At 60.8% G+C, this 23,591-nt stretch carries 20 protein-coding genes; 11 read left to right on the top strand and 9 right to left on the bottom strand.

The features are described from left to right. Positions 1-81: 81 nt before the first annotated feature. Positions 82-900, bottom strand: a complete 819-nt coding sequence (locus AUL36_RS10525; RefSeq protein ID WP_062220316.1) for a ferritin-like domain-containing protein — start codon at positions 898-900, stop codon at positions 82-84. Beyond that, on the bottom strand, positions 897-1,379 hold the full coding sequence (locus AUL36_RS10520) for a peroxiredoxin (protein ID WP_062220422.1): 483 nt from the start codon (positions 1,377-1,379) through the stop codon (positions 897-899). The genes AUL36_RS10525 and AUL36_RS10520 overlap by 4 nt, the downstream gene beginning before the upstream one ends. 246 nt (positions 1,380-1,625) lie before the next feature. Between AUL36_RS10520 and AUL36_RS10515 the strand changes: the two genes are divergently transcribed. Next, on the top strand, positions 1,626-4,985 hold the full coding sequence (locus AUL36_RS10515) for a hypothetical protein (RefSeq protein WP_062220314.1): 3,360 nt from the start codon (positions 1,626-1,628) through the stop codon (positions 4,983-4,985). A gap of 55 nt (positions 4,986-5,040) precedes the next feature. Here AUL36_RS10515 and tyrS read toward each other — a convergent pair whose 3' ends face one another. Together tyrS and AUL36_RS10505 are read right to left on the bottom strand one after the other, a co-directional pair. Then, positions 5,041-6,291 carry a tyrosine--tRNA ligase gene (gene tyrS / locus AUL36_RS10510; RefSeq protein WP_062220311.1) on the bottom strand — a complete coding sequence of 417 codons (1,251 nt, stop codon included), beginning with the start codon at positions 6,289-6,291 and terminating at the stop codon, positions 5,041-5,043. A gap of 52 nt (positions 6,292-6,343) precedes the next feature. Next, positions 6,344-7,018 carry an alpha/beta hydrolase gene (locus tag AUL36_RS10505; protein ID WP_058598315.1) on the bottom strand — a complete coding sequence of 225 codons (675 nt, stop codon included), beginning with the start codon at positions 7,016-7,018 and terminating at the stop codon, positions 6,344-6,346. A 195-nt stretch (positions 7,019-7,213) separates the two neighbouring features. Here AUL36_RS10505 and AUL36_RS10500 point away from each other — a divergent pair, with 195 nt between their 5' ends. The 7 genes from AUL36_RS10500 (at position 7,214) to sufA (ending at position 14,332) form a co-directional block, all read left to right on the top strand. Then, positions 7,214-8,386: a cysteine desulfurase family protein gene (locus tag AUL36_RS10500; RefSeq protein WP_062220309.1), complete on the top strand. Its 1,173-nt coding sequence runs from the start codon at positions 7,214-7,216 to the stop codon at positions 8,384-8,386. Positions 8,387-8,527: 141 nt separating this feature from the next. Further along, a complete protein-coding gene (gene sufB / locus AUL36_RS10495) occupies positions 8,528-10,066 on the top strand; it encodes a Fe-S cluster assembly protein SufB (protein WP_058635952.1) in 1,539 nt (512 codons plus the stop codon). A 75-nt stretch (positions 10,067-10,141) separates the two neighbouring features. Then, positions 10,142-10,897, top strand: coding sequence for a Fe-S cluster assembly ATPase SufC (gene sufC, locus AUL36_RS10490; protein ID WP_062220307.1), 756 nt, complete (start codon positions 10,142-10,144; stop codon positions 10,895-10,897). Further along, on the top strand, positions 10,897-12,144 hold the full coding sequence (gene sufD / locus AUL36_RS10485) for a Fe-S cluster assembly protein SufD (RefSeq protein WP_062220306.1): 1,248 nt from the start codon (positions 10,897-10,899) through the stop codon (positions 12,142-12,144). The genes sufC and sufD overlap by 1 nt, the downstream gene beginning before the upstream one ends. A gap of 57 nt (positions 12,145-12,201) precedes the next feature. Further along, the gene (locus tag AUL36_RS10480; RefSeq protein WP_062220304.1) at positions 12,202-13,455 is read left to right on the top strand and encodes a cysteine desulfurase; all 1,254 of its coding nucleotides are present in this window, start codon (positions 12,202-12,204) and stop codon (positions 13,453-13,455) included. Positions 13,456-13,466: 11 nt separating this feature from the next. Next, positions 13,467-13,892: an SUF system Fe-S cluster assembly protein gene (locus AUL36_RS10475; RefSeq protein ID WP_082655763.1), complete on the top strand. Its 426-nt coding sequence runs from the start codon at positions 13,467-13,469 to the stop codon at positions 13,890-13,892. A gap of 68 nt (positions 13,893-13,960) precedes the next feature. Then, entirely contained in the window at positions 13,961-14,332 is a 372-nt protein-coding gene (sufA, locus tag AUL36_RS10470) for a Fe-S cluster assembly scaffold SufA (RefSeq protein ID WP_062220302.1), read from the top strand. A gap of 84 nt (positions 14,333-14,416) precedes the next feature. Here sufA and AUL36_RS10465 read toward each other — a convergent pair whose 3' ends face one another. Continuing rightward, on the bottom strand, positions 14,417-16,003 hold the full coding sequence (locus AUL36_RS10465; protein ID WP_156418334.1) for a DEAD/DEAH box helicase: 1,587 nt from the start codon (positions 16,001-16,003) through the stop codon (positions 14,417-14,419). Between AUL36_RS10465 and AUL36_RS24980 the strand changes: the two genes are divergently transcribed. Then, positions 15,969-16,235, top strand: coding sequence for an LAGLIDADG family homing endonuclease (locus AUL36_RS24980; RefSeq protein WP_374700759.1), 267 nt, complete (start codon positions 15,969-15,971; stop codon positions 16,233-16,235). The genes AUL36_RS10465 and AUL36_RS24980 overlap by 35 nt on opposite strands. Here AUL36_RS24980 and AUL36_RS24450 read toward each other — a convergent pair. Together AUL36_RS24450 and parE are read right to left on the bottom strand one after the other, a co-directional pair. Continuing rightward, complete coding sequence (locus tag AUL36_RS24450) at positions 16,189-16,731, bottom strand: hypothetical protein (RefSeq protein ID WP_210168851.1); 543 nt, start codon at positions 16,729-16,731, stop codon at positions 16,189-16,191. The genes AUL36_RS24980 and AUL36_RS24450 overlap by 47 nt on opposite strands. 56 nt (positions 16,732-16,787) lie before the next feature. Next, positions 16,788-18,830 carry a DNA topoisomerase IV subunit B gene (gene parE / locus AUL36_RS10455; protein ID WP_062220298.1) on the bottom strand — a complete coding sequence of 681 codons (2,043 nt, stop codon included), beginning with the start codon at positions 18,828-18,830 and terminating at the stop codon, positions 16,788-16,790. Positions 18,831-19,180: 350 nt separating this feature from the next. On the opposite strand from parE, the gene AUL36_RS10450 reads away from it, so the two are divergent. Further along, on the top strand, positions 19,181-19,921 hold the full coding sequence (locus tag AUL36_RS10450; RefSeq protein ID WP_156418330.1) for a hypothetical protein: 741 nt from the start codon (positions 19,181-19,183) through the stop codon (positions 19,919-19,921). A 142-nt stretch (positions 19,922-20,063) separates the two neighbouring features. On the opposite strand, the gene glnA is transcribed toward AUL36_RS10450, so the two are convergent. Both glnA and AUL36_RS10440 read right to left on the bottom strand, forming a co-directional pair. Continuing rightward, entirely contained in the window at positions 20,064-21,473 is a 1,410-nt protein-coding gene (glnA, locus tag AUL36_RS10445) for a type I glutamate--ammonia ligase (RefSeq protein WP_058598326.1), read from the bottom strand. Between the two features lie 55 nt (positions 21,474-21,528). Continuing rightward, entirely contained in the window at positions 21,529-21,867 is a 339-nt protein-coding gene (locus tag AUL36_RS10440; protein WP_058598327.1) for a P-II family nitrogen regulator, read from the bottom strand. Between the two features lie 221 nt (positions 21,868-22,088). On the opposite strand from AUL36_RS10440, the gene AUL36_RS10435 reads away from it, so the two are divergent. Then, positions 22,089-23,591, top strand: a complete 1,503-nt coding sequence (locus tag AUL36_RS10435; protein ID WP_082655758.1) for an NAD(P)H-hydrate dehydratase — start codon at positions 22,089-22,091, stop codon at positions 23,589-23,591.

Genomic DNA, 23,591 nt, shown 5'->3' with positions numbered 1-23,591 from the left:
GACTCCAAACCACACGGACCTCCGCCGTTCGGCGCGATTAGAGTTGATTAGGGTTAATGGAGCGTTGATACCTTGCTTCGCTCAGCTCGAAAGCGGCGAAAGCGAGCGATAGAAGGTCGGTGTCAGACCGGCTTCGGCCCGAGCGCGGTCATTGAAGGGCGGCTTCACCTCGCCGCGGAAACACTCCCGCACGATCTCCTGAAAGCGCCGGGCCGGGTCGATCCGGTGACGCGCGCATAGGAAGCGGAACCATTTCGCCCCGATCGCGACGTGCTTCTTCTCGTCATTGTAGATGATCTCGAGAATGGCTCCTGTTTGCGGATCGCCGACCTCCTTCAGCTTGGCCAGAAGGGAGGGCGTTACGTCCAAACCGCGTGCTTCGAGCACCAGCGGGACGATGGCGAGCCGAGAGGGCAGATCATGGGACGTGACTTCCACCGCCTGCCAGAGACCGTCATGGGCGGGCAGGGCGCCGTAGAACGATCCAAGATCGACGAGGCGTGCCGAAAGGAGGCCGAAATGCTTGGCCTCCTCCATCGCGACTGTCATCCAGCCATCGAAAAAGGATCGCGGAACCGGCTGGCCACAAAACCGAGCGACAATGTCCAGCGCCAGGTCGATGGCGTTCAGTTCGATATGGGCGAGGGCGTGAATCATGGCGATCCGACCCTCCAGCGTGTGGACCGAACGACGCGGCACGTCGCGCGGCGGCACGAGATCGGGCTTTAGAGGCCGGCCAGGCCGGGACGGAGAGGGCGGATCGGTCGGCGCGGAGAGGCCAAGCTTGCGGGCGAACCAGAACTCAGCCGTCACCGTCGTGAGTCTCGCCTTTTCAGACAGATCGACGGTCGAAAGTGCTTTGATCGCCGCAGCCCGAAGCGTGCCGGGAATGTCAGTCACGCCTGCGGGCTCTTGAGGCTCTGGGCGGCCTCTAGAACCTCGGCCGCATGGCCACCCGCCTTAACCTTTTGCCACACGCGTACAACGCGGCCATCGGCATCGATCAAGGCCGTGGTACGCTCGACACCCCAATATTTGCGGCCATACATGCTTTTCTCGGCCCAGACGCCGAAGGCCTGAAGCAGGTTCTTATCCTCATCGGCCACGAGGTGAACCTTCAAATCGTGCTTGTCGCGAAAGCGGCAATGTTTCTGCACACTATCGGGCGACACGCCGAAGACGGAAACGCCGAGAGCCTCGAACTGGTCGATCAGGGCCGTGAACTCGATCGCCTCGGTGGTGCAGCCAGATGTATCGTCCTTGGGATAGAAATAAAGAACGAAGGCTCGACCCTTGAGCGAAGCTTTGGTGACGATCGAGCCGTCACTTTCCGGGAGAGCGAAATCAGGACATTCTTGTCCAACATTCGGGATCGACACGGGAGCCTTCCTTTCGGCCAAATGGATCGGCATGACGAGCGCGGCGACGATAGAGTCCGCTAGCCATTCGTCGGCTATACCACCCGGCCGAGGTGATCGCAGCCCGGAGTCGGACGAAATCGCAGACCCACTTTGCCTAATCTCAGGCGTTCGAGACGTTAAGGACCGATGCTTCCCGACATCGCAAGCCGCCGCGACGCCCAATGGCCGATCTCACGCCCGTCTCCCGACGAGCAGGCCCGCTGAATGATGAGAATCGTTCGCCTGTTGGGCGGTCTCGTCAGCCTTGCGATCATTCTTCTTCTGGTCTTGGGTTCCGGCGTCTTCCTTCTGCTGGGAACGTCTACCGGCGAGGCGTTCGTCCAAGGGCAGACCAAGGCGGCTCTGTCCCGCCTTTTCGGCCCGGCCTACGAAGTGTCGTTGGGGGATCAGCGGTTCGAAGTTCGCAACGACGGTCTCCTCGCCCTCACATGGGACGACGTGTCTCTGCATCGAAAGGACCACCCCGACCTTAGTTCTGAAATCGGCCGCGTGTCCGTGGCGGTCCGACTTCTTCCCCTGGTGGGCGGTTCGCTGGAATTCGGCCGGCTGGAAATCGAAAGGGCGCGGATCGATCTGGCGGCATTCGGAGAGACATCCGCCGTCCGGTCCCCGAGTTCTCAGCCCGTTAGCCTGCCGCAAGCGGCTGAGAATGGAGCGGGGCGTTCGCCGATGTCTCGCGTGGCCGAACGCGCGATCCGAACGCTCGAGCGCCAACTTCAGGCGCTGCAGGCCTATCATTTCGATACGGTCGCTTTTGTCGACATCACGGTGGAAGGCTTTGCCGGCGCTTTTGCCGACATTCCCGACATCCATCTGGACCGCGCGGAACTCCACCGTGCGCTGGACGGATCGCTGTCCCTTTACTCGAAAGTGGATGTCGGAGCCGTTCCGGTTTCGATCGGGGGTGCTGCGAATTTCGATAGCGAGACGGGGCGGCTCGTGTCCTTCTCGCTGCGGTCCAGCGAAGTCGATCTGGGCTCCGTTCTTCCGCCGGCATCGCTGGATAACTTGACCGACGATCGACCTTTCGGCAGCGACGCGTCTGTCTCGCTGGAAGCGGGGATGCATCGGCAGAGTGAGACCGGCATGGCCGTTCTCGGCTTGGCTCTCCATGCAAGCGGTGGCCATCTACAACTAGGGCTCAACCGGACGACTCTGGAGCCCTCCAGCATACGGGTGGAATATCGGGAAGGCGAGGACCGCTTCCAAATCTTGCCAAGCCCCGTACGCTTCGAAGATGTCGCCTTCGATCTCGAAGGTGTTCTGGAACCCGTCGCGATGGCTGGCTCCGAGGCTGATAGGGAGCGGTTGAAGTTCCGGATCGGGAGCCGGCAAATTCTCTCCCGTGTCGGCCGGCCCGAGGGAGAGCCTCCCATGGATGGGACGTTCTGGATCGATGGTTCGATCGATCCGTCCGCTCAGTCGCTCGAACTGTCGCAACTCGAACTGGTAACGCCCAAAGGGCGGCTGACGGGCCATGCCATCTATCGCGGCCACGCGCCCTCGGATGTGACCTCCCTCATGGTCGAGGCAGATCAGCTTTCGGCAGGGTCGGTGAAGGCCTTCTGGCCCTTCATGATCTCCGGCAAGGCACGTCACTGGGTGCTAGCCCATGTCGGCGATGAAGGTGCCGTGCCGAGCGGTTCCATTCGGATCAATGTGCTGCGATCTCGGTTGGGCGAAGCCTTCAAGCCCACGCAGTCCCCCGCCGACAGCGAATTGCAGCTCGACCTCGATCTTCGCGACATGGACCTTTCGACAGCCGGTACGGTTCCACGCTTGATCGATGCCAGTGGTCGCTTGGAAACCAGAGGTGGCAAGACGACGGTTTTCGTGGACCGTGCCGGCATGATGGATCATCCCGATCTTGTTTTGGGGCCGGCTTCCGTCACCCTTCAGAAGCCTGCGAGCGGAAACCCGCGCGACCTCGCATTGGGAATCGATCTGAAGGCAGAGGGCCCGCTGCGCGACGCCCTGGATGTGGCGAACTCGGAGCCGATTCGGGCGCTGCGCTCGCTCGATCTGGATAGTGCGAAGATCAAGGGAAATGCGACGGTTCACGTCGAGGCGAGCCTGCGCTTCGGCGAGCATATCGCCGCCGATCGTCAGGTGGAAAGCTGGGCTGTCGAAGCCAATCTGGAAAAGGTTGATCCCGGCCAATCCATCCAGGGCCGCAGACTCACCAATCTGGACGGTTTGATCCATGTGATCCCGGGACAGGCGAGCGGCTCGCTCGATGCAGACATCGAAGGCATTCCGGCCGATATCAGCTTCATCCTCCCTTTCGGTGAGAGGCCCGTCGGCGAAAGACGGATCGACCTTTCCGCAACCGTGGGCGGCAAGAAACTGGTCGAACTCGTTCCCAGTCTGAAGGGTGTCGTTGGCGGCAGCACGAAGGCTTCCGTGACCCAAGGTGCCTCCGGCTTCGACGTCGAACTCGACCTACGCGACGCGACGCTCGATCTGCCCTTCATTGCCTGGAAAAAGGGGGCTGGCGTACCGGCGCGACTGTCCTTCGATCTCGATCAGGACGGCGGCAGCACGACGCTCAAAGACGTCGCGCTGAAGGGCGAGGGTTTTGCGGCAAGCGGTACGGTCCTTCTCACCAATGACGGGCTCTCGACTGCCAAGCTGACACATGTTGCGCTCAATCCGGGAGATGAGGTTGAGGTCGCGGTGACGCGCCACCGGAACGGCTATGGCGTGGAACTCAAGGGGTCGCAGTTCGATGCTCGGCCGATCCTGGCCGAATTGAAGGCAAGCGTCGGAAAGAAAGATCGCAAGCCCGGCGGCGGCACGTTCGACATCAATGCCGACATCGACCGATTGAACGGTTTCAACGGCCAGACCATTCAAGGGTTTGAGATGAACTATGCCAGCGCGGGCGGGAAACTTGCCGCGCTCAATCTCGGCGGAACGCTCAGTGGCGGCTCGCTGTCCGGCGATCTTTCGCCGCGCGGCGTTGTTCAGGCCATACGTCTTCGTAGCGGCGACCTTGGGGCGCTTCTCGCTTTTGCGGGTCTTTATCAGCATATGGAGGGGGGGCAAGCTTCGCTCGATCTCCTGGGAACGGCGGATACGTCTTATGTCGGCGCGCTGCAGGTCGCCAATTTCACCTTGGTGGATGAGCCACGTCTGTCGCGCATTGTCGGGTCCTCAGGCGGACAAAACGGGCAGACTCTGTCCCAGGCCGTCGGGCAAAATCTCCAGACGGAGCGTGCCTTCTTTGATCAAGCGTCAGCCAAGCTGAGCTATTCCGGCACCGCCTTGAAAGTGTCGGACGGCATCCTGCGAGGCCCCGTCTTCGGGTCCAGCTTCAACGGAACGCTCTATGACGGCAGAGGACAGATCGATGTTTCCGGCTCCTTCATGCCGGCCTACGGGATCAACCGGATGTTCGGTGCAATCCCCGTCCTCGGCCAGATTCTCGGCAATGGCAATGAAGGCGGGCTGATCGGCATCACCTATCGATTGGATGGGCCTTTCGCGTCTCCAACCCTCGTGGTGAATCCGATCTCCGTCATCGCGCCCGGCATCTTCCGGCAGATCTTCTCCTACAAATGAAAAAGGCGGCCCGAGGGACCGCCTTCCGGAAGAATTGTTCTTCGGTTCGTGCTGTTCAGTCCGCCACACGCACCAGCACATGGCGCTTCTTGCCCAGCGAGAGCTTGACGACGCCATCCTGAATTTCCGCCTCGCCCACGATCTTGCGGTCATCGGCTATGGCTTGGTCCGCAAGGCGGACGGCTCCACCCGACACATGCCGCCGAGCCTCGCCGTTCGACGCGGCCAAGCCGGCCTTGACAAGCAGGGAGAGGATGCCGATGCCGCTGGCAAGCTCATCCTTCGTGACTTCCACCGTCGGAAGATTATCCGCCAAAGCGCCGTCCTCGAAGGTCGTGCGCGCCGTCTCGGCGGCTTGGCTCGCCGCGTCGCGGCCATGCACAATCGCCGTGGCTTCCGTCGCCAGAATCTTCTTCGCCTCGTTGATCTCCGAGCCGCCGAGGTTGGCCAGACGAGCGATCTCGTCCAAGGCAAGGCGCGTGAAAATCTTCAGGAAGCGACCGACATCGGCATCTTCCGTGTTGCGCCAATATTGCCAGAAATCATAGGGGCTGAAGAGATCTCCGTTGAGCCAGACCGCGCCCGAGGCCGACTTGCCCATCTTTTCGCCGCTGGATTTGGTGAGAAGCGGCGTCGTCAGCGCGTAGAGCTGAGGGCCGCCCATACGGTGCGACAGGTCGACGCCGTTGATGATGTTGCCCCACTGGTCCGACCCGCCCATCTGCAGAACGGCACCATACTGGCGGTTCAACTCGGTGAAGTCGTAGCCCTGCATGATCATGTAATTGAATTCGAGGAAGCTGAGCGACTGCTCCCGGTCGAGCCGCAGCTTCACCGAATCGAAGGACAGCATGCGATTGACGGAGAAATGCCGGCCGACATCCCGCAGGAACTCGACGTAATTGAGCTTCAGGAGCCAATCGGCATTGTTGACCATGATGGCGGGGTTGGAGCCGTCATATCGGAGGATGTTGCCGAACACCCTCTGAATGCCGTCGATATTGGTTTGAATCTGGTCGGTCGTCAGCAGGCGGCGCTGGTCGTCGCGGAACGAGGGGTCGCCGACCATGGAGGTGCCGCCGCCCATCAGGCTGATCGCCTTATGCCCGGTCTCCTGCATCCAGTAGAGCATCGTGACGGTGATCAGGTTGCCGATATGGATCGACGTCGCCGTTGCATCGTAGCCAACATATCCGGTGATCGGCCCTTTCAGGGCAAGCGCGTCCAGACCCTCGGGATCGGAGATCTGATGGATGAAGCCGCGCTCGTCGAGGACGCGCAGAAAATCGGACTTGAACTTCGGCATGGTCTTTCTTTCCCATCGGGGTGGCGTCGGCCTGCCACCCACGAAAACGATCTTATTTCAGGCGCTTGGGTCGAATGTCGGAGAGTTCGCCAGCCAAACGGCGATCGAGATACTCCGTGCACTCGGCCATCAGCTCGGGCGTATGGTCGGTGAAGAAATGGTTCGCCCCCTCGATCGTCTTCTGTGTGATGAGGATGCCCTTCTGCGTCTTCAGCTTGTCGACGAGACCCTGCACATCCTTGGGCGGCGCGACCTTGTCCTTATCACCGTGGATGATGAGGCCCGAGGAGGGGCAAGGGGCTAGGAACGAGAAGTCGTAGGAATTGGGCTGGGGTGCGATGGACATGAAGCCCTCGATCTCCGGCCGGCGCATCAGCAGTTGCATTCCGATCCAGGAGCCGAAGGAATAGCCGGCCACCCAGCAATTCTTGGAATCGGGGTGGATGGCCTGGATCCAGTCGAGCGCGGCGGCTGCGTCCGACAGCTCGCCCGAGCCATGGTCGAACTCGCCCTGGCTGCGGCCGATGCCGCGGAAGTTGAAGCGCAGCGTGGTGAAGCCGCGTTCCACGAACATATAGAAAAGCTGGTAGACGATCTGATTGTTCATCGTCCCGCCGAAGCGGGGATGCGGATGAAGGACGAGCGCAATCGGCGCGTTCTTTTCCTTCGCCGCCTGATAGCGGCCTTCCAAACGTCCGGCAGGACCGTTGAAGATGACTTCGGGCATCTCTCGCAAACCTCAAGGAAGCGGCGCCGGAGAAGGCCGGCACCTTGACGGAGGATAGGCAGCCTCGTAGGTTCTAGGCTTAGAACGATTCAAAACTACACGCTTCCCTCAAGGGGGCTATGTAGTCTGCGGACCGGATCGAATACAACGATTTTCGCGTACCCCTTTCAGTTCCATCCATAACGAAGGTTTGGGATGACGGCTTTCGGGCGACGCATCTATCTGGATTACAACGCGAGTGCACCGCTTCTGCCGGAGGTTCGAGAGGCCCTGGTGGCTGCGCTCGACCTCGTGGGCAATCCGTCCTCCGTTCACTTCGAGGGACGCTCGGCGCGCGCGGCGCTGTCGCGTGCTCGTGGCCAGATCGCCGAGCTTGTAGGTTCATCGCCAGAAAATGTCGTCTTCACGAGCGGCGCCAGCGAAGCCGCCGCTACCTGTCTCACGCCGAATTGGCTGACGGCTGGTGAGGATGTGGTTTTGCCTCGTCTGGCTGTTCTCGACACCGATCATCCGTGCATCCGGGATGGGGGACGCTTTCCGGCGGCTACACTTATTCGCTTGCCGGTCACAGCGGACGGGGTCGTTGATCCTCAAGCCCTTGAAGACTGGGCCCGCCTTGGACCGGGCCTTCTGGCCATAACGCTCGCGAATAGCGAAACCGGTGTGATCCAGCCCCTCGGTCCGATCGCCGAAATTTGCCGCCGGTTCGCGATCCGTCTCGTGATCGATGCGGTACAGATGGTCGGGCGGCTGCCCATCTCGCATTGCTTGGAACATGCGGATGCGGTGATCCTGTCCGCTCATAAGATCGGCGGCCCCAAGGGAACCGGGGCCTTCGTGTTGCGCAATGACGGGTTTCGCCCGGCTCCTTTGATTCTTGGAGGCGCCCAGGAAAAGCGCCAGCGTGCAGGAACGGAGGCTCTCCCTCTTATCGTGGGTTTCGGCATGGCAGCCGAATTGGCGACGGTACGGGCGCAACGCCACGGAGAGCTTGCGGTTCTCAAGAGCTATCTCCGAGCGCGTTTGGCAACGTTCGATGCGAGCCTTCTCGTCAATCAGGGCGAATTGGCTTTGCCACAGACCTTGGCGCTGCATCACCCCAAGCTGCGGGCCGAGACTGTGCAGATCGCACTGGATCTCGAAGGCATCGCCGTATCGGCCGGCTCGGCCTGCTCCTCCGGCAAGATTGGCGCGAGCCACGTTCTGACCGCACTCCATCGAGCCGGCGTTCGCATCGATCCTGATGCAGGAGCGATTCGGGTCAGCTTCGGGCTCGAAACGTCCGAGCGCGACATCGAGACATTCGCCGCTGCCTACGAGCGGATTTGGCGACGAAGCGTGACTGGCGGCAACCCGAAAGCCGCCTGAAAACAAACGACGAATCTAATCTGGCTGGGCATCTTCAACTTTTTCCAGCGGATCACCATTTCAACGGTCGTGCGCAATCGATATATGCCGACCGAATAACCGACCACCGGACTTTGAATCCGGCGAGTATGGAGAACGAGCATGCCAGCAGTCCAGGAGACCATTGATCAGGTCCGCCGGATCGACGTCGACCAGTACAAGTACGGCTTCGAGACGCAGATCGAAATGGACGTCGCTCCCAAAGGTCTGACGGAAGATACGATCCGTTTGATCTCCGGCAAGAAGGGCGAGCCGGAGTGGATGCTGGAATGGCGGCTCCAAGCCTTCGAACGCTGGAAGACGATGGAAAGCCCGTCCTGGGCTCGCCTCGATTACCCCGAGATCGACTTTCAGGACATCCATTACTACGCCGCTCCCAAATCCATGTCGGGCCCGGCCTCGCTGGCCGAGGTCGATCCGGAGATCCTGCGGACCTATGAAAAGCTCGGCATCCCGCTGAAGGAACAGGAAATCCTGGCCGGTGTGCGCCGGGCCGACGAGCCGTCCGCGTTCGAAAGCGATGATGACTCCGGGGTGCCGCCGTCGGAGGGCAGTTATGGCGGGCGCGTCGCCGTCGACGCCGTCTTCGACTCCGTTTCGGTCGCCACGACCTTCAAGAAAGAGCTTCAGAAAGCCGGCGTGATCTTCATGCCGATCTCCGAGGCGATCCGCGAGCATCCCGATCTTGTGCGCAAATATCTCGGCACGGTCGTTCCGGTGTCGGACAATTTCTTCGCGACGATGAATTCGGCCGTCTTTACGGATGGCTCCTTCGTTTACATTCCGCCGGGTGTGCGCTGCCCGATGGAACTGTCCACCTATTTCCGCATCAACGAGCGTAACACGGGCCAGTTTGAGCGCACGCTGATCATCGCCGACGCCGGCTCCTACGTGTCCTATCTCGAAGGCTGCACAGCGCCGCAGCGCGACGAGAACCAGCTTCATGCGGCCGTTGTCGAACTCGTCGCGCTCGATGACGCGGAGATCAAATACTCGACTGTCCAGAACTGGTATCCAGGCGATAAGGACGGGAAGGGCGGCATCTACAATTTCGTGACCAAGCGTGGCGATTGCCGTGGCACGAACTCGCGCATTTCCTGGACGCAGGTCGAGACGGGATCGGCCATCACCTGGAAGTACCCGTCCTGCATCCTGCGAGGCGACAATTCGCGTGGCGAGTTCTATTCGATCGCGGTGTCGAACGGACGCCAGCAGATCGATTCCGGCACGAAGATGATCCACATCGGCAAGAACACGTCGAGCCGCATCATCTCCAAGGGCATCTCGGCCGGGCATTCCAACAACACCTATCGCGGTCAGGTCACGGCGATGAAGAAGGCGGCGAACGCACGCAACTTCACGCAATGCGACTCTCTTCTGATTGGTGAGGAGTGCGGCGCGCATACCGTGCCTTACATCGAGGCGAAGAATTCCTCGGCGCAGTTCGAGCATGAAGCGACCACGTCGAAGATTTCCGAGGATCAGCTGTTCTACTGCATGCAGCGCGGCATTCCCGAGGAGGAAGCTGTCGCGCTGATCGTGAATGGCTTCGTAAAGGACGTGATCCAGCAACTGCCCATGGAATTTGCCGTGGAAGCGCAGAAGCTGATCGGCATCTCGCTGGAAGGCAGCGTGGGCTGAGGCTCACGCGCAGGCGCTAACAATTCGAGACGCTGCGCGCTGCGCGGCTCCTTACCACCTATCAGAAGAACGACGATGCTGGAAATCAAGAACCTTCATGCTCGGGTCGCCGAGACCGGAACCGAAATCCTTCGCGGGCTCGACCTCACCGTCGAGTCGGGCGAAGTCGCTGCGATCATGGGACCGAACGGTTCGGGTAAATCGACGCTCTCCTACATCATCGCGGGCCGTGAGGACTACGAAGTTACCGAGGGCGATATCCTCTATAATAGCGAGTCGATCCTGGAGATGGATGCGGCCGAGCGTGCCGCATCCGGCGTGTTCCTTGCCTTCCAGTATCCGCTGGAAATCCCCGGTGTCGCCACCATGACCTTCCTCAAGACGGCGTTGAACTCCCAGCGCAAGGCGCGCGGCGAAGGCGAGTTGACGACGCCGGACTTCCTGCGCCGGGTGAAGGAGTCGGCCGCTGAATTGAAGATCGACATGGATATGCTCAAGCGTCCTTTGAATGTCGGCTTCTCCGGCGGCGAGAAGAAGCGGGCCGAAATCCTCCAGATGGCGCTCCTTCAACCGCATCTCTGCGTCCTCGACGAGACCGATTCCGGCCTCGATATCGACGCGCTGAAGATCGTGGCGGACGGCGTCAATGCGTTGCGCGGCGCGGATCGCTCCTTCCTCGTCATCACCCATTATCAGCGCCTGCTGGACTATATCGTGCCCGACAAGGTGCATGTTCTCTACAAGGGACGCATCATCAAGTCCGGTGACAAGAACCTTGCGCTTCAACTCGAGAACGAAGGTTATGCGCAGATCATCGGCGAGGCGGCCTGATGTCTCTCAGCAAGACGCAGCCGCGCACGGCGGCTGAACTCACTTTGATCGACCGGGCCGAAACGCGACTGTCCAACGAGACCTCGCGGGAAGCTCTGGAGGTTTTGCGCACGGAAGGTCTTCCGAGCCGCCGTGTGGAAGCTTGGCACTACACGGATCTGCGCGCTTTGCTCGGCCGCGTGAATGTTCAGGATGGAGAGCAGAAGCCTGCTCAGCCGTCCTACCTCACGCCTCTTCTGCCGCATTCGCTGGTCGTGGAACTCGATCGTCCCGCGGCCGGAAACGACGTGGCATCCGGGTTGAAGGTTTCCGAAGGCAAGCGCATTGCACCTTGGAACAAGACGGTCAACCATCTCGATCGCGGCATCGATACGATCCGTGTTCTGAACGAGGCGATGGAAGCCAAGGGCGTCGACATCGAGATCGCGTCGGGCCTCGTTCTGGCGACGCCTGTCGAACTGCGCCCTGAGTCGAACTCCACGGGTGGGCAGAGCTATGCCAACGTCGTGGCGGGTGCTGGGTCGTCCGCGACCTTCGTGGAGCGCGCGCCTCCCGCCTCGGCCGGTGCCGTGTCGACGGCGGTCTATACGCTCGATATCGGCGATGGCGCGGACGTTCTCTGGATCATCGTTCAGGAAAAGGGCAGCGACGAGAGCCATTTGGGCCAACTCAACGTCACGCTTCGGGCCGATGCCAAGCTGCGGCTGTTCGTTCTGAACGCGGGCGGCGCGGTTGTGCGTCAGGAAGTCCATGCGGTGACGGAAGGCGAGGGCGCCGACATCAAGATCCGCGGTGTGAACTTGCTGGATGAAGGCCAGCATATCGACGTGACGACCACCTTGAACCACAATGTCGCGCACACGACCTCGACGGAAATTTTCCGGAACGTGGTGTTGGGCGGTCATGGCGTGTTCCAAGGGATGATCCGTGTCGCCAAAGGCGCGCAGAAGACCGACGCCCGGTTGGCCTGCAACACGCTGCTTCTGTCCGACGATGGCGACTTTTCGGCCAAGCCGGAGTTGGAGATCTTCGCGGACGACGTGCAGTGCGGCCACGGCGCGACGGCGGGCGAGATCAATGCCGATCATCTCTTCTATCTCATGAGCCGAGGTATTCCCCAGGCCCGCGCCCGATCGCTTCTGGTAAAGGCTTTCGTCGGAGAAGTGGTGGAAGAGCTCGAAGACGAGACGATCGTCGAGGCGTTGGAAACGCGGATCGACGCTTGGCTCGATAGCAGGCATTCGTAATCAGACCTTCGCTCCGAGCGTTTCGGAGCGAACTTGTCTCAGGAAGGATCGGCAGCGATGAACGCCCCGTTCAACTCCCAGGACCTCGACCAGCGGCCCTACGACGTCGAAGCGATCAGACGCGACTTTCCTATCCTGTCACGGACCGTCTACGGCAAACCTCTTGTCTATCTCGACAACGGTGCGTCGGCTCAAAAACCGACTGCGATGCTCGAAGCCGTTCATCGCGCCTATAGCGAAGAGTACGCGAACGTGCATCGCGGCCTTCATTTTCTCTCGAACGCCGCAACGGAGGCGTTCGAAGCCTCGCGCGAGACCGTCCGTCATTTCCTGAACGCCTCGTCGGTCGATGAGATCATCTTCACGCGGTCGGCGACCGAAGCCATCAACCTCGTGTCCTACGGGTTCGAGCAGGAAATTGGCGAGGGCGATGAGATCGTCCTGACGATCATGGAGCATCACTCCAATCTCGTTCCGTGGCACTTCCTGCGAGAGCGTCGCGGCGCCAAGCTCGTGTTCGTACCGGTCGGCGACGACGGCTCCATCTCGATGGATGAGTTCGAGAAGGCGATCGGGCCGCGTACGAAGCTCGTCGCCATAACTCATATGTCGAACGTCCTGGGTACGGTGACGCCGGTCAAGGACGTCTGTGCACTGGCACAGGCACATGGCATCCCGGTTCTGGTGGATGGCAGCCAAGGTGCTGTGCATCTGAGCGTCGATGTTCAGGACATCGGCTGCGATTTTTATATCTTCACGGGTCATAAGGTCTACGGACCCACCGGCATCGGTGTTCTGTACGGTCGCCGCGAACGATTGGACGCCATGCGCCCGTTCAATGGCGGCGGCGAAATGATCATCGAGGTGACGGAGGACAGTGTCACCTACAACGCGCCTCCGCATCGCTTCGAAGCCGGCACACCGCCGATCGTCCAGGCGATCGGTCTGGCGGCATCCTTGAACTACATGATGTCGATCGGTCGAGATCGCATCAGCGCGCATGAGCACGACCTTCTCACCTACGCGACGGATCGGCTCAGCGCGATCAATTCGCTTCGAATTTACGGGAATGCGCCGGGCAAGGGCGGCATCATTTCCTTCGACCTCGAAGGCATTCACTCCCATGATGTGGCCATGCTCATCGACCGCGAGGGCGTGGCCGTTCGAGCGGGAACGCACTGCGCGCAACCGCTCCTCAAGCGGTTTGGTGCGACTTCGACATGCCGGGCCTCCTTCTCGCTCTATAATACGCGCGCCGAAGTCGATAGTCTGGCAGAAGCTCTAGAAAAGGCTCGGCGGTTTTTCGCCTGAGAAATCGGATGATGGAAAACAATCCTCAAACAGCGGCGGACGCTGGCGAGCAGGCGGTCCAGGACGACCGCGCGGAGGCTAATCGGAGCTTGGCCGATCCTGCCTCCACGTCATCAATCCCGGCCGACGAGTTGTCGCGTTTGACCGACGACATTATCTCTTCGCTCAAGACCGTCTACGACCCTGAGATCCCGGCCGACATCTACGAGTTGGGCCTGATCTACAAGATCGACATCGATGACGATCGCAATGTCGCGATCGACATGACCTTGACCGCTCCCGGATGCCCGGTTGCGGGGGAAATGCCGGGTTGGGTGGAAAACGCTGTTGGGAGCGTTGAAGGAATTCAGGCCGTGAAGGTCGAGTTGGTTTTCGATCCGCCTTGGACGCCGGAGCGCATGAGCGAAGAGGCGCAGGTGGCGGTCGGTTGGTACTGACGAAAGCCTGAAATGGCGAAGGGCGATACGACCCTTCGCCATCCAATGAGAACGAAAAGGAATCTCACATGGCGCGCTTTTCCATCATGACCCTGAGTCCCGCAGCCGCAGAACGGGTTCGCGCGCTCGTGAGTGCTTCATCCTCGCCGGCCGAGGGCATTCGTGTCGGGGTGAAGAAGGGCGGCTGTGCCGGTATGGAATACACGATCGCTTTGGCAGATGCCGCCAAGCCGGGCGAAGACGTGGTGGAACAGGACGGAGCGAAAGTCTTCGTGGCCCCCGAGGCCGTGCTCTTTTTGCTGGGCACACGCATGGACTACGAAGAAACAATTCTTCGTTCCGGCTTTGTGTTCAACAACCCCAATCAAACCTCGGCCTGCGGTTGCGGCGAGTCTGTCGAACTGAAGCCCGCCGACGCCGCCCGCCTTCAGTCCGCCTAGCTCTCATCGACTCGACATGAAAAAACGCAGCGCCTCTTTCGAAGCGCTGCGTTTTTTGTTCAATCGAAAGTTGCTCTCGCCCTTTTAGGCGCTTGCACTCGTCCGGATCAACATGAAGGCAGGAATATCGTCCCCGAAGCCGACTGGCGTAGGCTCGTCCGCGTTCGATGCGCGTCCTCCGCCACGACGATCGCTCCCTTGGGATGAACCAAATGTGCGACGGCTGCTATCGCGAGGCGTGCGGTCCCGGTCGCGGCGCGACGACAATCTTTCATCACCGATCACGTCCATATTGGTCTCCAAGCTCTCCAGTGAACGTTCGGCCGCCTTCTCGCTATCGAAGTCCGGTTGTTCGATCGAAGCTTCCGTCGTCTCAACGTCTCGCGTGGATCGGTTTCGGCCGCGACTACGACCGGATTTTGCCCGAGACTCGCCGGCACCGCGTCTGCTGCCGCGACGCTCCGAGCGCTCGCCGTCTTCGTCGCCAGCCGATGGTGCGGGCAGCGAAGCGATATCACCATCCAGCCATTCGATCGATTGCGCCGTCATGGAAAGGATCGCATCGAGATATTTCTGATCCGGCTTCGAAACCAGCGTGAAGGCCTTGCCGGATCGTCCGGCGCGGCCGGTCCGGCCGATTCGATGGACATAGTCTTCAGCATGGATGGGGACGTCGAAGTTGAAGACGTGGCTCACCATGGGAATGTCGAGACCTCGCGCCGCCACGTCCGAGGCGACGAGGAAGGTGATCTTTCCGTCGCGAAACGCCTGCAGCGTCATCATGCGCGATCTTTGATCCATATCGCCATGCAGGGCGCCAACGGAGAAGCCATGCTTCTCCATCGACCGGAACAACAAGGAGACATCGCGTTTCCGGTTGCAGAAGATGATGGCGTTGGTCAGCTCCTCGCCTTGGCTGCGGATGATCTGGCGCAACGCCTCGCGCTTGGCGTAATCTTCCTTTCGGGTCGCAACCAGACGCTGCTCGATCGTGTTCGCCGTCGACGCAGGCTTGGCTACTTCCACGCGAACCGGGTTCTGAAGGAACTGATCGGTCAAGCGCGTGATTTCCGGCGGCATGGTGGCCGAGAAGAACAGCGTTTGTCGGGTGAAGGGGATGAGCTTGCAGATGCGCTCAATGTCCGGGATGAAGCCCATGTCGAGCATACGATCGGCTTCGTCGATGACAAGGATCTCGACGCCGGTCATCAGCAATCGGCCACGTTCGAAATGGTCGAGAAGACGACCCGGCGTCGCGATCAGTACATCGACACCCCGTTCGAGTTTCTTGTTCTGATCCTCGAAGGACACGCCGCCGATCAAGAGAGCAACGCTCAAGCGCTGATTGGCGCCATATTTGACGAAGGATTCTTCGACTTGTGCTGCGAGTTCGCGTGTCGGCTCGACAATCACCGTGCGGGGCATTCGAGCGCGCGCACGGCCCTGTTCCAGCAGCGTGAGCATGGGCAGCACAAAAGACGCTGTCTTTCCGGTCCCGGTCTGCGCGATTCCCAGCACGTCGCGTCGAGCGAGCGCGTGAGGAATAGCCTCTGCCTGAATAGGAGTTGGCTGCGAGTAGCCTGCCGCCTCGACAGCGGAAAGAACTTTCGCGCTCAAGCCTAGTTCTGAGAAGTGCATGAGGTCGCTATGTCTTTCTCTTGGCGAGGACATAGCCGAGGCCAGATCCCCACGCATCGGTTCCTTGCGCCATAGGCGCGAGCGGCCAAGTTGTCAAGCGAAGGGCCGTTGTTGCTTGTGGACAGCGGATGGATCTACCTCAACCGGCGAACAGAACGGACCTCTCAGCTTGACGACCAATTCTCCACGGTTGCTGGAGCGTGCAGCTCGGCTCGTTCTCAGTTCGAGGCGGGGCCGAAGCGGTAGGGCGTATTGGGCGCGATGAACAGCTCATACGTATCGGTGACTTCTCCATCGAGCGGCAGGATGTCGAAGAACAGCGTCAGGTTGCTTTCCTGACCTTCAGCCGGCGGATCGGCGCGGTACCCGACGACGGCGCCTTTCACATCCGCGATCTCGGTGATCTCCACGGACGAGGACACTCGCGAGCCCTCGGCGGACTGTTCGATCTGCTGGACGAAAAACCGGTTGCCGCCGTCTTCCTTGGCAGGCTGGGTCATCACGGTCCTCCAGACCCCATGTCGTTCACCATCCGTCCAAGGACCGACGAGTTGCACGTCGCCGATCATGGGGTCGAGCGCAGAGATGGCAGCGAGAACCTTAATGTCGGGTCCGGCCTTGTTCTCGGTTGGGGCAGGGGCTTTTGCGTCCGGTTGACCGTCGCTTTTGGGCACCGTCGGCGCGCCCGCTGCGGGTGGGGTCGCTTCGGGGGACGCCGGAGCCTGAGCCCATGCGGCGCCGATCGTCGAAGCAAGAAGCAAGGCCAGGGCGACTGACGGGAGGAGGCTCTGTGTTCTACGCATCGTATCAGCCTTCTCTAGATATCGAGATCGTTTGCAAACGCGGCCCGCTCTTGAATGAATCGGAAGCGAGCCTCCGGCTTATTGCCCATCAGTGCATCGACGACGCCAGCCGTTCCCGCCTCGGGCGCCGGATCAGCTTCGACGCGCAGGAGCGTTCTGCGCTTGGGGTCCATCGTGGTTTCTTTCAACTGGGACGGCAGCATCTCGCCAAGGCCTTTGAATCGGCTGACTTCCACCTTGCCTTTGCCCTTGAACTCTTTCGAGACGATGCGCTCCCTGTCTCGGTCGTCGCGGGCGTAGATCGTTTTACCGCCCTGACTGAGCTTGTAGAGCGGCGGGACGGCGAGAAAAAGGTGCCCCTCTTGGATCAGCTCGGGCATCTCCTGGAAGAAGAAGGTGATCAGAAGAGACGCGATATGAGCACCATCGACGTCAGCGTCGGTCATGATGATAACGCGTTCATAGCGCAGATCCGCTTCGCGATACTTGGTGCGCGTTCCGCACCCCAACGCCTGGATCAGATCCGCCAGCTGCTGATTGGCGCCGAGCTTCTCCCGACCCGCCGACGCGACGTTCAGGATTTTTCCGCGCAGAGGCAGAACCGCCTGCCTTGCGCGGTCGCGCGCTTGCTTGGCGGAGCCACCGGCCGAGTCGCCCTCGACGATGAAGATCTCGGCGTTGGCCGCGCCCGACTGCGAACAGTCCGCCAGCTTGCCCGGCAGCCTGAGCTTGCGTGTCGCGGTCTTGCGACTGACTTCCTTTTCCTGCTTGCGCCGCAAACGTTCGTCGGCCCGTTCCACGACCCAATCGATCAACCGGGCCGCATCTTGTGGCGAGGATGCGAGCCAGATGTCGAATGAGTCTCGCAACGTGCTTTCGACGATGCGCTGAGCCTCGGCCGTGGCCAAGCGATCCTTGGTTTGCCCGACGAATTCCGGCTCGCGGATGAAGACCGAGAGCATGGCCGACGCTGTGATCATGACGTCGTCCGCTGTAATCGCGGCCGCGCGCTTGTTGCCGGACAGTTCGGCGAAGGCCTTCAGGCCGCGCAGCAGAACGTTGCGCAGGCCGGTCTCATGCGTACCGCCTTCAGGCGTCGGGATCGTGTTGCAATAGGATCGGACCGTTCCGTCCCCTGCAGTCCAGCACACCGCCCATTCTACGGCGCCGTGACCGGACGCCCGCTCGGTTCGTCCCGAGAATATCTGGTTGGTGATCCGCTGCTCGCCTTCCAGTGAGGCGTCGAGATAATCCTTGAGGCCGCCGGGGAAGTGAAAGACGGCCTTGGCCGGCGTCTTGCTACTCTCGCCGAGAAGAGAGGCGTCGCAGCTCCAGCGAATTTCGACGCCGCCGAAGAGATAGGCCTTTGAGCGCGCCATCCCGAACAGCCGCGCCGGATCGAAGCGCGCGCTCTCGCCGAAGATGGCAGGGTCTGGATGGAATCGAACCTTCGTTCCACGCCGATTCTGAACGTCGCCGATCTCCTGAAGGTCGGTCACGGCATGACCGCGAGAGTAGCTCTGGCGATAGAGCTTTCGATTGCGTGCGATCTCGACATCCAACACGTCGGACAAGGCGTTTACGACCGAGACGCCAACGCCATGAAGCCCGCCGGATGTTTCATACACTTTCGAGTCGAACTTCCCGCCCGCGTGAAGCGTCGTCATGATCACTTCCAGCGCCGATTTGTCCCGATACTTGGGATGGGGATCGACCGGGATGCCGCGGCCATTGTCGGCGACCGTGAGAAAGCCATCCGCGTCGAGCGAGACGTCGATCACGCTCGCATGGCCTGCGACCGCTTCGTCCATGGAATTGTCGATCACCTCGGCGAAGAGGTGATGCAAAGCCTTCTCGTCGGTGCCGCCGATATACATGCCCGGCCGCCGGCGGACCGGCTCCAGCCCCTCCAGAACCTCGATGTCTGCGGCCGTATAGTCCTGCGTAGGCTGCGGATGCGATACGGGCGCAACAGGTTCGGGCTTCGCGCTCCGCGACGAGACACGCCCCGCGGCGCTTGCCTTTGCGGCCGATCCGGCGAACAAATCCTCGCTCATGGGTGATCGGCCCCTCTCTGTGTCAGGGTTGAAGTCTCTGGCGGTAGCATCAAAGGGAGGTATCGATTTGTGCGATGTTCTTCAAGTGTTCTCACGCCTGGGTTCACAAGCGCCGACAGAGGGCTTTATGGACAAAAGTGCGTCGGTTGTCGAACGCTGACAGGAGACATGACGTGAAGGACCTTCGGCATACGCTTCGGAAGGGCTTGCAGTTATCGGCCATTCTCGCAGCAATCGCTTGTCCCGTGGGGGCAACCAAGGCCTTGGCCGCGCCGCTGATCGATATCTCACCGTTCAAGGACCCACTTTTCGACTACCCGCAGCCTAGCGGCGCCTCCAGGGACGGCACCGTGTTGGACGTTCCGTATTCGGAGGCGCGCGATATCGACCAAAGGGATGAGATCCCGGAGCGCCGTGTTCGATCGCCTTATGTCGAACTCCTGCCGAAAAATCTCTTCGCGGACGAGACCTTGCCAACGCCCGCAGGCCCGCTGCGCTGGATGCGCGTCGGCCAGATCAGCCGGGCCGAAGCGGTGGTTGTCTTCGTTCATGGCCGCAATGGTGATCGACGTCTTGGAATGAATGACTGGACCTTCGGCGGAAATTTCAACCGACTGAAAAACCTGATGGTTCGCGCGGGCGGCGCTTACGTCACGTTCGATGGCGGTGCGCTGGGCGAAGCCGACGCCGCGCGCGTTGCAGCTCTGATCCGACATATCCGCGCAACCGCGCCGGAGACGAGGATCGTTCTGGCTTGCGGTTCGATGGGGGGAGAATTGTGCTGGAACCTGATGGCGGACAAGACGCTCGCGCCTATGGTCGCGGGGCTGGTCTATCTCGGGTCGAACGGCGACGAAGCGCGGTTCGAACGGATGAGAAAGGCCTCTGGCGAACCGATCCCGCTTCTGCTCGCGCACGGAACGAGAGACAAAGTCTATCCCTGGGCGCGTCAAAAGATTTGGTTCGATCAGGTTCGTAAGCGCTATCCATCGTATCCGATCCGCATGGTGCTCTTCGATGATGGAAACCACGGAACGCCGATCCGTATGATCGACTGGCGCGACACGTTGAACTGGATTCTGAAGCGCTGACACCCTGCGCGCCGGCTGAGATAGGCGCGGCGAACGAGCGAGTTGTGCTGGATATCTCGAATTCTCAGACCGTCTCGTTTCAATCAGCCCAAACGAAAAAGGGCTCCGAAAGGAGCCCTTTTCCCTGTCTGATCGCGAAGGATCAGATCGAGTAGTACATGTCGAACTCAACCGGGTGCGGCGTCATTTCGAAACGCAGCACTTCGGTCATCTTCAGCTCGATGAAGGCATCGATCTGATCGTCATCGAACACGCCACCGGCCTTCAGGAAGTCGCGGTCGGCGTCGAGCGACTCGAGAGCTTCGCGCAGCGAACGGCACACCGTCGGGATCTGCTTCAGCTCTTCGGGCGGCAGGTCGTAAAGATCCTTGTCCATGGCGGCGCCCGGATGGATCTTGTTCTTGATGCCGTCGAGGCCGGCCATCAGCATTGCCGCGAAGGCGAGGTACGGATTGGCCGTCGGGTCGGGGAAGCGAACTTCCACGCGCTTGGCCTTCGGCGACTGGCCGATCGGAATACGACAGGAGGCCGAACGGTTGCGCGCGGAGTAGGCGAGCAGAACCGGCGCTTCGTAACCCGGAACCAGACGCTTGAACGAGTTGGTCGACGGGTTGGTGAAGGCGTTGATCGCCTTGGCATGCTTGATGATGCCGCCGATGTAGTACAGCGCGTTCTCGGAAAGACCTGCATACTCGTTGCCGGCGAAGGTCGGCTTGCCGCCCTTCCAGATCGACTGGTGCACGTGCATGCCCGAGCCGTTGTCGCCGAAGATCGGCTTCGGCATGAAGGTCGCCGTCTTGCCGTAGGCGTTCGCGACCTGGTGGGTCACGTACTTGTAGATCTGCATGTTGTCGGCGTTCTTCACGAGCGTGTCGAACTTGACGCCGAGCTCATGCTGAGCGGCCGCCACTTCGTGGTGGTGCTTTTCGACCTTCACGCCCATCTCGGCCATGACGGTCAGCATTTCGGAGCGCATATCCTGGCAGCTGTCGATCGGCGGAACCGGGAAGTAGCCGCCCTTCACGCGCGGACGGTGGCCCAGATTGCCCGTCTCGTATTCGCTGTCGTCGTTGGAGGGCAGTTCCGTCGAGTCGAGCTTGAAGCCCGTGTTGTACGGATCGGCCTTATAGCGAACGTCGTCGAAGATGAAGAACTCGGCTTCCGGCCCGAAATAGGCGGTGTCGCCGATGCCCGACTGCGCGAGATAGGCCTCTGCCTTCTTCGCGATCGAGCGCGGGTCGCGGTTATAGCTCTCGCCCGAAACCGGATCGAGAATGTCGCAGATGATGACCATCGTGGACTGCGCGAAGAACGGGTCCATATGCGCGGTCTCGGGGTCCGGCATGAGGATCATGTCGGACTCATTGATGGCCTTCCAGCCGCCGATCGAGGAGCCGTCGAACATCGTGCCTTCGGAGAAGATGTCCTCGTCGATCATCGTGACGTCCATCGTGACGTGCTGCAGCTTGCCGCGCGGGTCGGTGAAGCGCAGGTCGACGAACTTGACGTCGTTGTCCTTGATCTGCTTCAGAATGTCGTTGGCCGAAGTCATACCGGTCCTTCCTCAATGAACGACTGAACTCTGTGGTCGGAAAGCCGTGCGGCTTTCAGATGGCGTCCGTTCCAACTTCGCCGGTGCGGATGCGAACCGCTTCCTCGATGTTGGACACGAAAATCTTGCCGTCGCCGATGCGGCCGGTCTGGGCGGCCTTGCGGATCGCCTCCACGGCGGCCGCAACGGCGTCGTCCGCCAGGACGATTTCGATCTTCACCTTGGGGAGAAAATCCACGACATACTCGGCCCCACGATAGAGCTCCGTATGCCCCTTCTGGCGTCCGAAGCCCTTGGCCTCGATCACCGTGATACCTTGGAGGCCGACGTCCTGAAGGGCTTCCTTCACCTCATCCAGCTTGAACGGCTTGATGATCGCTTCGACCTTTTTCAACGTCTCACCCCTCCCGTAAGGCGCGTCCCTCATCGAGCGATGAGAGCGAACGCATCGGTTGAACTGGCAGTGTTACGCCACCCGACTCCACTGGACGGGAGCAACTCCTGCCTTATGCGTTCTCTAGCGAATAGGCCGAACCGACGCCACAGCAAAACAGGCTGAAAGTGTGGTCCTTCTAGGCAAGGGACTGTGAAATTTTTGTGCAGGATGCATAAATTATGATCAGACAATATGGCGATCCCGACCAGTGCCGCCTTTGGACGCCCGGAGAAATGCAACGAGCGGACCAGAATGCTCTTCGAGAGGGCATTTCATTGAGGTCTCTTATCGACGAAGCCGGTCGTGCCGTCGCAGTGGAAATCTCGTCCCGCTTCCCCCATGCGAAGCGAGTGGCTGTTCTAGTTGGGCCCGGCAACAACGGACGTGATGCATTGGCTGCGGCTCGGTATCTGCGCGAGGAGAAGCGGTCGGCGGACCTGTTCGGCACGGCCAACGGTCATGACGAGATCGCGCCGCTGCCGGCCTTCCATGGAGGCAGCTATGACCTCGTGTTGGATGGCCTATGGGGCGCCGGCCTGTCTCGTGACGTCGAGGGGGATGCGGAGGATGCCCTTCGCAAGGCCGAAGATTCCGGTCACCCTATCGTTTCGATCGATATCCCGAGCGGTGTCGATGGTGGAAACGGACAGATACGAGGCTATGCGCCGAAGGTCGATTTGACGGTCACGTTCGTGCGTCGAAAACCGGGTCACTGCTTACTACCGGGCAGAGACCACTGCGGCACGATCGTCGTCGCGCCGATCGGGCTCTCTGAAACTGCCATGAAAGAGGCGGCAGAGCCATTCGAGCCCGTTTTCGCGAACGAGCCATCTTTATGGCTTCACCATGCGGCCACGCCTCTAACGGCTCATCACAAATATGACCGTGGTCACGCCGTGGTCTTTTCGGGTGGGATGAGTCGGACGGGGGCGGCGCGTTTGGCGGCGCTGTCAGCCCTGCGAGGTGGTGCCGGCCTGGTCACGGTCTTTTCGCCCGCCTCGGCTCTTCTCGTGAATGCGCAGCATCTCACCGGGATCATGCTGAAACGATGCGAAGACAGCGATCTGGATGTGTTGCTGGAGGATAAGCGCCTGAATGCGTTTGTGCTCGGGCCGGGCTTCGGCATTGGCGATCGGGCAAAAACGATGGCACTGACCGTCCTGAAAGCAGGACGCCGTCTGGTTCTGGATGCTGATGGACTGACGTCCTTTCGCGATCATGCATCGCAGCTATTCGAGGCGGCACGGCAATGTTCGGATAGCGAGCCTCAACTCGTGCTGACGCCACATGATGGCGAGTTCGCGCGCTTATTTCCCGACCTTGCCGCCGACCTTCGCTTGTCGAAGGTCGATCGCGCCCGTCACGCGAGCAGGCGCTCCAACGCCATCGTCGTTCTTAAGGGAGCTGACACGGTGATCGCGGCGCCGGATGGGCGAGCTGCTATCAACGCGACCGGTACGCCTTGGCTCGCAACGGCCGGAACCGGCGATGTGCTCGCGGGCCTCGTGGCCGCGCAACTGGCGCAGAAGCGGCCGAGCTTTGAAGCGGCGTGTCTAGCCGTGTGGATGCATGGAAAGGCCGCCGAGCATTTCGGACCGGGGCTGATCTCGGAAGACCTGCCCCATTGCCTGCCGGCCGTCCACCGCGAAATCGTATCGCTCGCGATGGACAACGCTCACTGA

The sequence above is a fragment of the Aureimonas sp. D3 genome (assembly GCF_001463805.1).
In the GTDB taxonomy this organism is placed as follows: Bacteria; Pseudomonadota; Alphaproteobacteria; order Rhizobiales; family Rhizobiaceae; genus Aureimonas; species Aureimonas ureilytica_A.
This window is presented reverse-complemented; position numbering and strand designations above follow the sequence as displayed.

Bases quoted from the DNA above. Each gene is read 5' to 3' on its own strand.
- sufC (WP_062220307.1), top strand. From the start codon at position 10,142: ATGCTGGAAATCAAGAACCTTCATGCTCGGGTCGCCGAGACCGGAACC.
- glnA (WP_058598326.1), bottom strand. From the start codon at position 21,473: ATGACTTCGGCCAACGACATTCTGAAGCAGATCAAGGACAACGACGTC.
- AUL36_RS10480 (WP_062220304.1), top strand. From the start codon at position 12,202: ATGAACGCCCCGTTCAACTCCCAGGACCTCGACCAGCGGCCCTACGAC.
- sufD (WP_062220306.1), top strand. From the start codon at position 10,897: ATGTCTCTCAGCAAGACGCAGCCGCGCACGGCGGCTGAACTCACTTTG.
- AUL36_RS10515 (WP_062220314.1), top strand. From the start codon at position 1,626: ATGATGAGAATCGTTCGCCTGTTGGGCGGTCTCGTCAGCCTTGCGATC.
- AUL36_RS10505 (WP_058598315.1), bottom strand. From the start codon at position 7,018: ATGCCCGAAGTCATCTTCAACGGTCCTGCCGGACGTTTGGAAGGCCGC.
- tyrS (WP_062220311.1), bottom strand. From the start codon at position 6,291: ATGCCGAAGTTCAAGTCCGATTTTCTGCGCGTCCTCGACGAGCGCGGC.
- AUL36_RS10500 (WP_062220309.1), top strand. From the start codon at position 7,214: ATGACGGCTTTCGGGCGACGCATCTATCTGGATTACAACGCGAGTGCA.
- parE (WP_062220298.1), bottom strand. From the start codon at position 18,830: ATGAGCGAGGATTTGTTCGCCGGATCGGCCGCAAAGGCAAGCGCCGCG.
- AUL36_RS10435 (WP_082655758.1), top strand. From the start codon at position 22,089: ATGATCAGACAATATGGCGATCCCGACCAGTGCCGCCTTTGGACGCCC.
- AUL36_RS10465 (WP_156418334.1), bottom strand. From the start codon at position 16,003: ATGTCCTCGCCAAGAGAAAGACATAGCGACCTCATGCACTTCTCAGAA.
- sufB (WP_058635952.1), top strand. From the start codon at position 8,528: ATGCCAGCAGTCCAGGAGACCATTGATCAGGTCCGCCGGATCGACGTC.
- sufA (WP_062220302.1), top strand. From the start codon at position 13,961: ATGGCGCGCTTTTCCATCATGACCCTGAGTCCCGCAGCCGCAGAACGG.
- AUL36_RS10475 (WP_082655763.1), top strand. From the start codon at position 13,467: ATGGAAAACAATCCTCAAACAGCGGCGGACGCTGGCGAGCAGGCGGTC.
- AUL36_RS24980 (WP_374700759.1), top strand. From the start codon at position 15,969: ATGAGGTCGCTATGTCTTTCTCTTGGCGAGGACATAGCCGAGGCCAGA.